The sequence below is a fragment of the Brenneria izbisi genome (genome assembly GCF_025840185.1).
Classification (GTDB): Bacteria; Pseudomonadota; Gammaproteobacteria; order Enterobacterales; family Enterobacteriaceae; genus Brenneria; species Brenneria izbisi.
Map to the genome: position 1 here is coordinate 1 of NZ_JAMPJU010000004.1, position 13,159 is coordinate 13,159.

Below are 13,159 nucleotides of genomic sequence, written 5' to 3' on the forward strand. Positions count from 1 at the left end.
GTTCGTCCGGGCTTGAGGCTCTTTAGCCCTTCAACACCATATAAAGTAAACCAATTTATCCATCTTCCAACGGAAGAGCGAGCAGCACAGAGCAGTTTGGCGACGTCGGTGACGGTCATTCCCCGATGCAGCATCAGTATGGCGATGAGTCGTCTGGAATGGTTTTTATCGCGAGTTTGTTGGGCTTCTTTACGCATTAGTCGTCGTTCTTCATCAGGGATTGCTGCTATGATCGGCATCGCTCAGTCCGGTTGGTGATTTGTTTTGATTTGGCGATTGATCAGATCGCACAACTCGGACTGAGTTCCCTTCGAGTGATCTACTATTTGGCGAAGCTATTTAGCCATCTGCAACTTGCTAGTTCCGTAGTTCCTTCAGTACATATCCCATTTGGAATAACGAACCAATGAAATATATCTTAGTATTTTAATCGTGATATATAAAAATTTTTTTATAATGTCATGATTTTTTCTGTTAGAAAATTAGGTAACTCTGCTTCGATTCATAAGAAGGCTTTGGCAGAATTCTCAGGTGCTAAAAGATACTCGGATGGTTTTAAGATAACGCTCCTGACGGGTTTTCTATCACATAGAAAGCCCGTCAGGAGCCAACAAGCGCAGCGCGTTAGCCGCAATCAATCTTCTCTTCTGTAACTTCGCGCATAAATATACGGTGCGACATATCCTTCGCGGTTGACGTCCATATAGTCCGACCACCACTGCATCATTTTGATTCTGGCTTCCAGATGCTCCGCTTTATGCACGTAGGCAGCTCGTACGCCGTTGCGCTTGCCGCTCAATGGCATCCTTTGACCAGCATCCGGACTCGTTCAGAGCGCTACAGGCCATGGTCCTGAAGCCGTGGCCGCAAATTTCTGTCTTGGTGTCAAAGCCAATCACGCGCAGCGCCTTGTTGATGGTGTTTTCACTCATCGGCTTGTTTAGCGTATGTGCGCCCGGAAAAACGAACACTGACTCGCCAGAAATCGCCTGAATTTGTTTCAGCAGAGCCACCGCCTGTCGTGACAGCGGCACCAGATGTTCATCCTTCATCTTTGAGCCACGCTCTGAGAATCGCACGCCGTTTACTGCCTCGCGCTGGGCGGGTACCGTCCAGATATGGGCTTTCAGGTTGAACTCGTCCCAGCGGGCAAGTCGGAGTTCACTGGAGCGCAGGAAAACATGCAGATTCAGCTCCATCGCCAGACGGGTCAGTATCCGGCCTTTGTAGTTCTCCATCTTCGCCAGCAGTTCAGGCAGGCGTTTCAGCGGCAGGGCGGGGTGATGTTGGGTCGCCATAGGGGTCACGACGCCATCTAAATCGTAAGCCGGATTGTATTTGATGACGCCCTGCTGCACGGCGTGGCGCATGATTTTGGTCAGATGCTGGCGCACCCGTCCGGCGACGTCATGCACGCCTTTGTCGTCAATGGCCTTAACCAACTGTGCCAGATGGTGGGTTTCGACCTGAGCGATATCCATTGCACCAATGGCGGGGAAAACGTAGCGTTTCAGGCAGATGAGGATTTTATCTGCATGGGCGTCCGACCAGAGCTTGAGGCTGCTGGTGTGCCACGCCATCGCGATATACTGAAAGGTGCGGGATTCCTCAACGGCGGGATTGTTCGATTTACGAAGCAGAGAAGGGCTGAGTCCAGACGCCAGCAGCTTCCGCGCCGCATCGCGCTTTTCGCGGGCTTCCGCCAGCGTAGTCTGAGGATAGGGGCCAAAGGCAAGACGGTTTTCCTTACCGCCGAAGCGATAGCGGAAATACCATAACTTAGCGCCGCGGGTGGATACCGTCAGGTACAGGCCTTGCGAGTCAGTGAGCTTGTAAGATTTTGCGAGAGGTTTCGCGGATCGGACTTTGCCGTCAGTTAACATATGAGGCTCACTCCAGTTGTCGAACCGAATGACCCGCAATCTGACCCAAAAATTCCCCGATACGAAGGGATAAATCAAAACGCATCGGAAAAGATTTTCACGCCAACTTACTGAATCGCAATAACATAGGGATTTATAGGGAGGCATAAAAAAGGAAAGGTGGTGCCCGGACTCGGAATCGAACCAAGGACACGAGGATTTTCAATCCTCTGCTCTACCGACTGAGCTATCCGGGCAACGGGGCGCATTAAACCGTATTTGGGTGCGCGTCGTCAACGGGTTTGTCAGCGAAAGCGCATAAAACCCTGCTGACTGACGACTTTTCAGACAAAGGATAGTGTGCGCCTGACGTCAGGTTAATGCGCCGTTCTTGCGGCATAACGCAAAGCGCAAAACATCCTCGGCCAACCGCTGGGCTGTTGCGATGCTGGAAGCCTGATGTTTGACCAGCAGGTTGCTGAGACAGCCTTCAAGAATTAGTTCCATTTGCTGCGCCACCATGTCTGGATCGTCGGTTTCCAATACTTCAAGCAAATCGCGGGTGTAACGATAGGATTCCTGTTTTTGCTGCTCGGCAATCTGATGAATAGGGTGAGTAATATCAGGAAAAAAACTACAGGCTGCAATAAACAGGCAGCCGGGGTAACGCTGTTTGGCGACGGCGTCATGCAGTACCTGATAGCGAGCAAGCAGTTTTTGTTCGGTGCTTTTGGTGTCATCCAGCAATAGTTGACGTCGCCAGATATCCACCTGCTGGCTGTGGTAACGCAGGCTGTCGTAAAGCAGTGCTTCGCGGTCCGGCCAAAAAGCTTGCAATTCCTCTATCGGGACATCCAGTTTTTTCGCCAGCATGTCTAATGTCGTCATGGCGAAACCGTGCTGCTCTAGCAGAGTGAGTGCATGTTCCAAAACCTCTTCACGTTGCATTGTTTCTCCTCCAGAAGAGCGAATAACAGACTAAGAAGTGTCGTTTAAGGTACAAATTTCTGCAAATGCGCCTGAAATTTTTCCGCGTCCATAAATCCGGTTACCCGTGAACCAGGGATCTCTTTTCCCTGTGCGTCAAAAAACAAAATGGTCGGCAATCCCAATATCTGCAATTTTTTTAGTATGGCATTCTGATCCGCATTGTTGGCGGTCACGTCCGCCTGTAATAAAGTCAGGCGCGACAATTGGCTTTGTACCCGATGGTCGCTGAAAGTGTATTTTTCAAACTGCTTACAGGCGACGCACCAGTCAGCATAAAGATCGAGCATGATCGATTGATGACTTTTCATCAGCGCGTTATTTAACCCAGCCAGGTTGGTGACCGGCGTAAACGTTAGCGCGGATGCAGCGGATTTTTGCTGTGAATCAACCGGAGAAAATGCCCAGTCTTGCAGAGGTCTTGCCGCCACCAGCGCGCCAGCCAACAACAATAGCTGAACGACGCGCATTGTCCCTGTGTGGCTGCGCAGGCTCAGGGCAAACGCCCAACCAAAGAATGCAACCCCAAGCAGGCTCCATAGCCTGATCCCCCAGGTTTCACCGAATATTCGTTCGAGTAAAAAGATTGGCAGGGCGAGAATGATGAATCCAAATGCCTCTTTGACATACTGCATCCACGGCCCGCTGCGCGGTAAAAGTCGATTGCCGAACAAGGTCGCCAGAATCAGCGGCAACCCCATGCCTAACGCGTACAGATAGAGCGAACCGCCGCCTGCGAGCAGGTTACCGCTTTGGGCAATATAAAGCAGGATGGCGCTGAGCGGCGCGGTGGTGCAGGGTGAGCAGATTAATCCCGCCAGTGCGCCCATAGCGAATACGCCCGTCAGCGATCCTCCTTGCTGGCGATTGCTCCATTCTGTCAATCGCGTTTGCAGGGAAGAAGGCAGTTGCAGGCTGTACAGGCCGAACATGGAAAGCGCCAGCGCAACGAACATCACCGACAGACCAATCAACACATACGGGTGTTGCAGCGCCGCCTGAAAACGCAACCCCGCCGCCGCCACGATCAGTCCGAGTAATGTATAGGTTAACGCCATCCCCTGGACGTAAGTCATGGCGAGCAGGCATGTTCGGCGCAGCGTCAGTTGCTGCTTTCTGCCGAGAACCAGAGCGGATATCAGCGGGTACATCGGTAATACGCAAGGCGTAAACGCCACGCCGATGCCAATCAGTAGCGCCCACCAGGGAGAGAACGGTAACGCGGTTTCCTGGCGTGACTGATGTGGCGTCGTGTCGCCGCCGGATGCCGGTAAAACCTGGCTTAGCGGGATAGTTCGTGTTTCGGGGGGATAGCAGAACCCGGCCTCGGCACAGCCCTGATAGGTTACCTGAATGGTCGCCGTGTTATCCGCCTGAACCAGCGGAATGGTCAGCGTCAACTGTTGTTTAAAGATGAAAACCTCACCGAAAAACTCATCCCGGTGGCTGAGACCGGGCGGGATATCGAACGTACCGATAACGGCGCGGTTTCCTTCAATCTTAATCTGCTGTCGATACAGATAGTAACCCGGTTGTATTTCCCAGCGTACGGTGAGTTGATTATCCCGTTGCTGAAAATCAAACGCGAAAGCCCGATCAACAGGTAAATACTGTGCATTCTGGTTGTTGCCAAACAACGTTTGACCAAACGGCGACGCCAGCGTAGTCGGCGCACTGAAGGCCGTCCATAGCAGGAAAATCAGCGTAAAGATGCGTTGAGCCATGTCAGATAATCGCTGTCGCCCCCCGATACCGGCAGTACCAGCAGTTCAGGCGTTTCATAAGGATGGTGGCGTTTCAGATGCGTCAGCAATGCCGACTGATGTGACGTATCGCTTTTGATCAGCATTTGTACTTCCGTTTGCCGCTCAAGTTTGCCCTCCCAGTAATAAAGTGATTGCGCGCCGGGCAACAGCGTCACGCAAGCCGCAAGCCGAGCTTCCAGCAACAGGTTGGCGAGCCGTTGTGCACAAGACTCATCAGGCGCGGTACAAAGTATAACGACGGCATCGCAGACAAGGCGGTCAGACATCGTATCCTCAGTGTCAGATGAACAAAATCATGATCGTAGAGCGGGACACTATACCTTGCTTTGCGGCATGAGGGGAATGGTACGGATCGAACCGCTGCGTCAATCCATAAGCGGGACGTTTTTTTCTTCCGCCTGAACGCGGCATAACATACAGGCACGCTATTCGTTGGGAACGGGCGTGCCTGGAATCGTTCAGATTATAGGTTTAAGGAAGCTCATTCTCGTCGGTATAACGTCTGGCTTTGTATGCCGGATGCATCAGATTCTGAATGGAAAAAATGTCATCCAGTTCCGCTTCCGTCAGCAAGCCTCTTTCCAGCACCACTTCACGCACGCTCTTGCCGGTTTCCGCACAGATTCTGCCGACGATATCGCCGTTATGGTGGCCGATAAACGGGTTCAGATAGGTGACGATCCCGATAGAGTTAAAGACATAAGCCTCACATACTTCTTTGTTGGCCGTGATGCCGTTAACGCATTTTTCCAGCAGGTTGTAGCAGGCATTGGTCAGGATATGCGTGGACTCGAACATGGCCTGGCCGATAACCGGTTCCATGACGTTCAATTGAAGTTGTCCCGCTTCTGACGCCATGGTGACGCAGGTGTCATTACCGATGACTTTAAAGCACACCTGATTAATCACTTCCGGCACCACCGGATTGACTTTGGCTGGCATAATTGATGAGCCCGCCTGCAACTCCGGCAGGTTGATTTCATTCAGACCGGCGCGCGGGCCGGAAGATAGCAACCGCAGGTCATTGCAGATTTTCGATAGCTTCACCGCCAGACGTTTCAGCGAGGAGTGAACCATCACGTAAGCGCCGCAGTCTGACGTCGCTTCAATCAGGTCTTCCGCTGGCACACAAGGTAAACCGCTGACTTCCGCTAACCGTTGTACCGCCAGTTGCTGGTAGCCTTCCGGCGTGTTCAGCCGGGTGCCGATCGCCGTTGCCCCCAAATTGACTTCCAGCAGCAACTCAGCGGTGCGCAGCAGATTTTTGTTTTCTTCTTTCAGCAGCACGTTAAAGGCATGGAACTCCTGGCCCAGCGTCATTGGTACCGCATCTTGCAACTGGGTACGACCCATTTTCAGGATCATTTCAAATTCTTTGGCTTTACGCTCAAATCCGTCGCCAAGTTGCGTCAGCGCATCGATCAACTTCAGGATGGAGGCATAGACCGCGATGCGGAATCCCGTTGGGTAGGCGTCGTTGGTGGACTGACATTTATTCAGATGGTCATTCGGATTCAGGTACTGGTACTCGCCTTTTTGATGGCCCATCAGTTCCAGACCGATATTGGCTAACACCTCGTTGGTGTTCATATTTAAAGAAGTACCGGCACCGCCCTGATAAGCATCGATCGGGAATTGATCCATGCATTTGCCATTGTTCAGCACTTCATCACAGGCCTGGATAATGACATCGGCAATTTTGCGGGGAATGGTTTGCAGTTCCTTATTCGCCAGGGCCGCGGCTTTTTTGACCATGACCATGCCGCGCACGAATTCAGGGATATCGCTTATCTTGCTGTTGCTGATATAAAAGTTTTCAATAGCCCTGAGCGTGTGGACGCCATAATAAGCATCTGCGGGAACTTCCTTAGTGCCTAACAGGTCTTCTTCAATACGAATGTTATCTGACATGAGAGCCTTCTCTTATTACGCTGCTGACATAAAATTTATGTGAAATAATTGTATTACCATAGATAACAATATCAGAACATTTAACTATTACTGCATGTGTTATCATGATGATATGCTGTAAAATCAAGGGAAATAGTAGCCTGGATCACTATCTGATCTTTCAACCATGCTCAGATAAATAAACTGTGATAGTCGTCACGAGTAACGGTTTAAGATAACAAATGGCGTTATCACAGCTTGAAAATAGCCGACTGCGCTACCATCTCAGTGAATTATAATGTGCAGTATAGTGATACCTGGTCATATTAGTTTTCAATAACATAATTTGTTTACAACAACTGCGTTTGTTTTTAACAGTAAGCATTTTCAATCAACAGGAGAATCGGGTGCGCTGGTTACCATTGTTATTAATCTTTCTTTTTGCCTACATAGAGATATCGCTGTTCATTCAAGTGGCAGAGGTGCTTGGCGTGGCGATAACCCTGTTGCTGGTGGTCTTCACTTCTTGTGTCGGCGTGTCGCTGGTACGTAACCAGGGCATGAAAACCATTGTCCAGATGCAGCAGAAAATGGCGGCGGGCGAGAGTCCGGCTGCGGAAATGGTGAAAAGCGTTTCACTGGTGCTGGCGGGATTTCTGCTGTTGATTCCGGGGTTTTTTACCGATTTTCTCGGATTGCTGCTGCTCTTGCCGCCGGTACAAAAACGTCTGACGTTAAAACTGATGCCTCATTTGCACATCTGGCGTTCCGGCCCCGGCGCGCCGCCTTCCGGCGGCAATACCTTTGAAGGCGAGTATCAACGTAAAGATGACGGGCGCAGAAATATTGAGCATCGTGATGAAAACGATGATCGTTGACGGCGAGTTGGGTTGCGTGACGAGCAAGGGTTATCTTACTGATAATCCTTGTTTTTTATTTTTTTGTGTATAAAAAAAAGACGCTTGATGCAAAAAAATTATATTTCCTCACTTGAAGGCGTTGGAAACGTCCCCATTTAGAACACCACAAGGTCGGATATGACTGCATATCCGGTGTTCATCCTAAAAACTGATATGGACTTTCTCAAAGGAGAGCTATCAATGAAAATTCGTCCATTGCATGACCGCGTGATCGTCAAGCGCAAAGAAGTAGAATCCAAATCTGCTGGCGGTATCGTTCTGACCGGCTCCGCCGCAGGTAAATCTACCCGTGGTGAAGTTCTGGCCATCGGCCATGGGCGCATCCTGGAAAACGGCGAAGTGAAGCCGCTGGATGTGAAAGTCGGCGATATCGTTATTTTCAATGATGGCTATGGCGTGAAAGCCGAGAAGATCGATAACGAAGAAGTGTTGATCATGTCCGAAAGCGACATTCTGGCAATTGTTGAAGCGTAATCATCTGAACTGAACGAATTTAAGGGAAATACACCAATGGCAGCTAAAGACGTAAAATTCGGTAGTGACGCTCGCGTAAAAATGCTGCGTGGCGTGAATGTACTGGCTGATGCAGTGAAGGTTACCCTGGGTCCGAAAGGCCGCAACGTAGTACTGGATAAATCCTTCGGTGCACCCACTATTACTAAAGACGGTGTTTCCGTCGCGCGTGAAATCGAACTGGAAGACAAGTTCGAGAACATGGGCGCGCAAATGGTGAAAGAAGTTGCCTCTAAAGCGAACGACGCCGCGGGCGACGGCACCACCACCGCAACCGTACTGGCTCAGTCCATCATCACTGAAGGCCTGAAAGCCGTTGCTGCGGGCATGAACCCGATGGATTTAAAACGCGGTATTGATAAAGCCGTTATCGCCGCGGTTGAAGAATTGAAAAAACAATCTGTACCTTGCTCTGATTTCAAAGCAATCGCGCAGGTTGGCACCATCTCTGCAAACTCTGACGAAACTGTCGGTAAACTGATTGCAGAAGCGATGGAAAAAGTGGGCAAAGAAGGCGTCATCACCGTTGAAGAAGGCACTGGCCTGCAAGACGAGTTGGACGTTGTGGAAGGTATGCAGTTCGATCGCGGCTACCTGTCCCCTTACTTTATCAACAAACCGGAAACGGGTTCTGTTGAACTGGAAAGCCCGTTCATCCTGCTGGCTGACAAAAAGATCTCCAATATTCGCGAAATGCTGCCGGTCCTGGAAGCTGTTGCCAAAGCCGGTAAACCGCTGCTGATCATTGCGGAAGACGTTGAAGGCGAAGCACTGGCAACGCTGGTGGTTAACACCATGCGCGGCATCGTGAAAGTGGCTGCGGTTAAAGCGCCGGGCTTCGGCGACCGTCGTAAAGCCATGCTGCAAGATATCGCTACCCTGACGGCCGGTACGGTGATCTCTGAAGAGATCGGTCTGGAACTGGAAAAAGCCACCCTGGAAGATCTGGGTCAGGCGAAACGTGTCGTCATCAACAAAGACACCACCACCATCATTGATGGCGTGGGCGATGAAGGCGCAATCCAGGGCCGCGTTACTCAGATCCGTCAGCAGATTGAAGATGCAACGTCAGACTACGATAAAGAAAAACTGCAAGAGCGTGTGGCTAAACTGGCCGGCGGCGTCGCCGTTATCAAAGTTGGCGCCGCAACTGAAGTTGAAATGAAAGAGAAGAAAGCACGCGTTGAAGATGCGTTGCACGCGACGCGCGCAGCCGTGGAAGAAGGCGTGGTTGCCGGTGGCGGCGTTGCACTGATTCGTGCCGCGACCTCTATTTCAGCGTCTGGTCTGAAAGGCGATAATGAAGATCAGAACGTCGGCATCAAAGTTGCGCTACGCGCAATGGAATCGCCGTTGCGTCAGATCGTGGTTAATGCCGGTGAAGAAGCCTCGGTTATCGCTAACACCGTGAAAGCGGGGGAAGGCAACTATGGCTACAACGCGGCAACGGAAGAATACGGCAACATGCTGGACTTCGGTATCCTGGATCCGACCAAAGTAACGCGTTCCGCTTTGCAGTACGCCGCGTCTATCGCCGGCCTGATGATTACCACCGAATGTATGGTTACCGATCTGCCGAAAGAAGATAAAGCAGATTTAGGCGCCGCTGGTGGTATGGGCGGCATGGGTGGCATGGGCGGTATGATGTAACGCGATAAGCGTTATGCAGGGCGCTACCTGCGCGGGAGCGCCCATTGTTAACACTGATGTTTCGAGTGCTTACGCCTCTCCCGCGAAAATAGCTGATATGTGATAAAACCCGATATTCCAGTCCATTTGTCTGGCAGGAATATCGGGTTTAATTTTGTGGATTGCCGCCAGTGTCTGCTATCGATCAACATCGGCGAATTCTCCTGTCGCTTTTATTCCCTTCTTGCTGAATGATCCTAATTCCGCGGCAACGCCTCGTTATCGGAACTTTCCCCTCTCTCTCACCACCTATACAGATATAGGGAATAGTGGTGCGAACGATGGTTGCTTCGAACGTAAAGTAGTATGCAAGGATAATGATGTCGTTCAAGAATCGCTGTTGAGTCAGGAGTGTTGAGGACACGGTTTATGCGACCTATCTTCGGGGCAGGACAGCCACCGTCAGCTTATATCGAGCCGTCCGGCATTCAGGACGCTCAGATTTCTCATTCTCGCTCTCCGAAAGTATCTGGCGCTGCGGCCCCTGCCAGCGAGCGTGTTTCGTCGTCCGGCTTGCCGCATGTGGAAAAAATCAGCTTAAAGCAGGCACTAACCAAAACAACGTCACTGAGTCGATTAGAACAACTTCCGCTGGGAGGTCGATTCTTGTCAGCACTGAGTTGCTTCAGACCTGCCCCATCATTACCTATTCCTCCCCGTGGCCCGGCATTCGGTCAATTCATGGCATCCGTGGATGCCGATGTATCAATGCTGGCAGATAAGACAGGCGTGGATAAATTTACGGCGGCGGAACAGATGCGCAAGGCCATAGAAACCGGCGATTTCGGTGCCAAGGCAAAGCCAGAGAATAAAATTCGTATGATGTTAGCGCTGTATTCGATACGAGAAACCGAGTCCGCCAGGCAAGAACTTGCATCAGTAATGGCTAAGCATCCGACATTCAGTTCGGTGAATATTGATAATGTATGGCGAATGCTGATCGACAGTTCCGCTCATGACGATGGCAGACACAATGGCTTACGTTTTGAAAATGAACCGGGTTACATCGCTGGCATGTACAGAGGATTAGCGCAGGTCTTGCATAACGATCTACGGGCCGATGGCGATATGTCCGGTAATGTCATGATCAAGCAACTGCATGATAAGGCTATTGATGGCGTTATCGATTTCAGCAGGCTTAAGCGAGCGGTGAATTTGGCCAGGACGGGCGACCCCGCCGAAGTGAAAGCGCTATTGGCCCACGTCGCTTCCTATACGAGTACCACCAGACCCGCGCATACGCCGGGCGTAACGGATGATGGAAGTGAGAATGTATTAAAGTTTATGGATAAAGGATACCGAACGGAGTCAGTATTTTTTAGCCTGAATCAGGGGAAAAATTGTTCGCAACAAGGATTTAATGAACTGCTTGACCGTTATTTTTCGTCAGCCAATGAACTGCCGTTCAGCTTTTGGAATTATAAAGAAAACAGGGGGGAGAGCATGGAAGGAGCATCATATGAGACAGCGACCGTTGGGCTATGCAGCCGCCCATTCGAAGAAATACCGCCTTCGTTACAGCCCGCTCCTTATACTAAATCGCAATTTAACCATTATCGGCAGGAGATTGCAGCGGCGAAAAATGATGACGATAAACTTTCGTCAATCGCACGTCTCTGTTGTAACCTGGAGCAGGCGCACTGTTTTACGGATGGTAATGCAAGGACGCTTGGATTTTTGCTGGTCAACCAACTTTTGCTCGAAAACGCCCTCAGCCCTACTGTTATCACCGATCCTAACCGCTTTGACGGTTTTTCCAATCAGGAACTGGTGGATGAAATCAAGAAAGGACAGCGGCTTTTTAACCAACTTTAGTCTACTCAATCCATTATCAATCAACATATGACCATCAGGTCGCTGCGTAACATAGTCAGCGCCTGCTTCTTCTCCCGCGCACTCTTGTATAGAGATATCATCCTGAAACCGATGTTGTATAAGAAGCATACTTATCGTTAACCGTGCGTTCAGAACATGTTATCAGGGCGCTATTCTGCGCTACAATATGGGACGTTTTCTTGGTTTATGCGTCAATCCTGAGTGGAGTAGGGTTAATGTCTGATGATGTACCCATTTCCCTGCGTGCTATCGAATGGTTTACCGATCCGCCAACAACCGTGCCCGCCAGCATTGAAGGCTGGCTGATGGAAACCGGTTCAATGACGCGTCGTCTCGATGACTGTTGCGAGCGACTGGTGGTAACGATCTGTAATGAGCGCTTTATTTTGCCGAGAGAGTTATTGAATGATGAGCTTGCACATTTGCCTGCCAGCGAGCATTACTGGTTGCGCGAGGTGGTACTGCATGGCGACGGGCGTCCCTGGTTGTTCGGTCGTACTTTGATCCCACAGCAAACTCTGGATGACGCAGGCGACGCCTTGACGAAAATCGGTAATACGCCGCTGGGTCATTATCTGTTTCAACAAGATGCGCTGACGCGTGATTATATTCATACTGGATGCTGCGCGGGTTTGTGGGCGCGGCGTTCCCGTTTGTGTCTTTCTGGCAGCCCGTTTCTACTGACTGAACTGTTTCTGCCAGAAGCACCGCTTTATTTTACGGATAGTTATGAAGGCTAGCCGGTAATTGAGGAGATGACTCCGTTGGAAAGAAGTATAACGGCGGGAAAATGGCTGGCGTATTGTCGTTTGATGCGCATTGATAAGCCGATCGGTTCCCTGTTGCTGCTATGGCCAACGTTATGGGCGTTATGGATGGCGGGCCGGGGCATACCCGATCCGTGGGTGTTGTTCGTGTTCGTCGCCGGTGTTTTTCTCATGCGGGCGGCAGGCTGCGTTATCAATGATTATGCTGATCGCCATTTCGACGGTCATGTGAAACGCACCGCCGCACGTCCCTTGCCCAGCGGCGAGGTCAGCGAACAGTCCGCTAAAGCGCTCTTTGTGATTTTGGTTCTGCTGGCGTTTGGTCTGGTGCTGACACTGAACAGGATGACGATTTGGCTGTCGGTCGGTGGTTTGGCGTTGGCCTGGGTATACCCTTTTATGAAGCGTGTCAGTCATTTACCTCAGTTAGTCTTGGGCGCGGCATTTGGCTGGTCGATCCCGATGGCGTATGCCGCCGTTAGCCAAACCTTACCGTTAACCTGCTGGATGATGTTTCTGGCGTATATCTGTTGGACGGTGGCTTATGACACGCAGTACGCCATGGTTGACCGGGATGATGATCTCAAGGTCGGTATTAAATCCACGGCGATCCTGTTTGGCCGTTTCGATACCTTGATAATCGGCCTGCTGCAATTGAGCATGCTGTTGTTGATGACCGTGCTGGGTTATCTGACATCACTGGGGCCGATCTTTTATGGCACGCTGTTGGTCGCCGCCGGGCTGTTTGTTTATCAGCAAAGGCTGATTGCCGGGCGGGAGCGCGACGCCTGCTTCAAAGCTTTTAAAAACAATAATTATGTCGGTATGGCCTTGTTTGCCGGTGTGATATTGGGATTGTAATATTGTGATTGCAGCGCGCAATGGTTCTGATAAAACGGCGGCGAAAGTTTCGCCGCCGTTTTATTGGC

11 protein-coding genes, 1 tRNA gene and 1 pseudogene are annotated in these 13,159 nt (G+C 50.8%); 6 read left to right on the forward strand and 7 right to left on the reverse strand.

Going from position 1 to position 13,159, the window contains the following annotated elements; translation table 11 throughout:
- The 7 genes and pseudogenes from NC856_RS06850 to aspA form a co-directional block, all read right to left on the reverse strand.
- A partial coding sequence (locus NC856_RS06850; RefSeq protein ID WP_264089694.1) for a helix-turn-helix domain-containing protein occupies nt 1-239 on the reverse strand: 239 nt, incomplete at its 3' end.
- 395 nt (nt 240-634) lie between these two features.
- Nucleotides 635-1,883: pseudogene (locus tag NC856_RS06855) on the reverse strand (tyrosine-type recombinase/integrase).
- Between the two features lie 160 nt (nt 1,884-2,043).
- Nucleotides 2,044-2,119 (reverse strand) — tRNA-Phe (locus tag NC856_RS06860).
- A 115-nt stretch (nt 2,120-2,234) separates the two neighbouring features.
- On the reverse strand, nt 2,235-2,810 hold the full coding sequence (locus NC856_RS06865; RefSeq protein WP_264089695.1) for a transcriptional regulator: 576 nt from the start codon (nt 2,808-2,810) through the stop codon (nt 2,235-2,237).
- A gap of 44 nt (nt 2,811-2,854) precedes the next feature.
- Nucleotides 2,855-4,573, reverse strand: a complete 1,719-nt coding sequence (locus NC856_RS06870) for a protein-disulfide reductase DsbD (protein ID WP_264089696.1) — start codon at nt 4,571-4,573, stop codon at nt 2,855-2,857.
- The gene (cutA, locus tag NC856_RS06875; protein WP_264089697.1) at nt 4,549-4,881 is read right to left on the reverse strand and encodes a divalent cation tolerance protein CutA; all 333 of its coding nucleotides are present in this window, start codon (nt 4,879-4,881) and stop codon (nt 4,549-4,551) included. Before cutA ends, NC856_RS06870 begins: the two co-directional genes overlap by 25 nt.
- A 205-nt stretch (nt 4,882-5,086) precedes the next feature.
- Complete coding sequence (gene aspA / locus NC856_RS06880) at nt 5,087-6,526, reverse strand: aspartate ammonia-lyase (RefSeq protein ID WP_264089698.1); 1,440 nt, start codon at nt 6,524-6,526, stop codon at nt 5,087-5,089.
- A gap of 386 nt (nt 6,527-6,912) precedes the next feature.
- Between aspA and NC856_RS06885 the strand changes: the two genes are divergently transcribed.
- The 6 genes from NC856_RS06885 (at nt 6,913) to ubiA (ending at nt 13,091) form a co-directional block, all read left to right on the forward strand.
- Nucleotides 6,913-7,383 (forward strand): FxsA family protein, encoded by a 471-nt coding sequence (locus NC856_RS06885; protein WP_264089699.1) that lies wholly within the window; start codon nt 6,913-6,915, stop codon nt 7,381-7,383.
- Between the two features lie 222 nt (nt 7,384-7,605).
- Nucleotides 7,606-7,899, forward strand: coding sequence for a co-chaperone GroES (locus tag NC856_RS06890; protein ID WP_048636335.1), 294 nt, complete (start codon nt 7,606-7,608; stop codon nt 7,897-7,899).
- A 36-nt stretch (nt 7,900-7,935) separates the two neighbouring features.
- A complete protein-coding gene (gene groL, locus NC856_RS06895) occupies nt 7,936-9,588 on the forward strand; it encodes a chaperonin GroEL (protein ID WP_113869143.1) in 1,653 nt (550 codons plus the stop codon).
- A gap of 408 nt (nt 9,589-9,996) precedes the next feature.
- The gene (locus NC856_RS06900) at nt 9,997-11,442 is read left to right on the forward strand and encodes a Fic family protein (RefSeq protein ID WP_264089700.1); all 1,446 of its coding nucleotides are present in this window, start codon (nt 9,997-9,999) and stop codon (nt 11,440-11,442) included.
- A gap of 236 nt (nt 11,443-11,678) precedes the next feature.
- Nucleotides 11,679-12,203: a chorismate lyase gene (gene ubiC / locus NC856_RS06905; protein ID WP_264089701.1), complete on the forward strand. Its 525-nt coding sequence runs from the start codon at nt 11,679-11,681 to the stop codon at nt 12,201-12,203.
- 15 nt (nt 12,204-12,218) lie between these two features.
- Nucleotides 12,219-13,091 (forward strand): 4-hydroxybenzoate octaprenyltransferase, encoded by an 873-nt coding sequence (ubiA, locus tag NC856_RS06910; protein WP_404802312.1) that lies wholly within the window; start codon nt 12,219-12,221, stop codon nt 13,089-13,091.
- Nucleotides 13,092-13,159 lie beyond the last annotated feature (68 nt).

What these genes read in the sequence shown, in the direction of transcription:
- NC856_RS06900 (WP_264089700.1), top strand. Translation starts at nt 9,997, where the DNA reads ATGCGACCTATCTTCGGGGCAGGACAGCCACCGTCAGCTTATATCGAG.
- NC856_RS06865 (WP_264089695.1), bottom strand. Translation starts at nt 2,810, where the DNA reads ATGCAACGTGAAGAGGTTTTGGAACATGCACTCACTCTGCTAGAGCAG.
- ubiC (WP_264089701.1), top strand. Translation starts at nt 11,679, where the DNA reads ATGTCTGATGATGTACCCATTTCCCTGCGTGCTATCGAATGGTTTACC.
- ubiA (WP_404802312.1), top strand. Translation starts at nt 12,219, where the DNA reads ATGACTCCGTTGGAAAGAAGTATAACGGCGGGAAAATGGCTGGCGTAT.
- NC856_RS06870 (WP_264089696.1), bottom strand. Translation starts at nt 4,573, where the DNA reads ATGGCTCAACGCATCTTTACGCTGATTTTCCTGCTATGGACGGCCTTC.
- groL (WP_113869143.1), top strand. Translation starts at nt 7,936, where the DNA reads ATGGCAGCTAAAGACGTAAAATTCGGTAGTGACGCTCGCGTAAAAATG.
- cutA (WP_264089697.1), bottom strand. Translation starts at nt 4,881, where the DNA reads ATGTCTGACCGCCTTGTCTGCGATGCCGTCGTTATACTTTGTACCGCG.
- aspA (WP_264089698.1), bottom strand. Translation starts at nt 6,526, where the DNA reads ATGTCAGATAACATTCGTATTGAAGAAGACCTGTTAGGCACTAAGGAA.
- NC856_RS06890 (WP_048636335.1), top strand. Translation starts at nt 7,606, where the DNA reads ATGAAAATTCGTCCATTGCATGACCGCGTGATCGTCAAGCGCAAAGAA.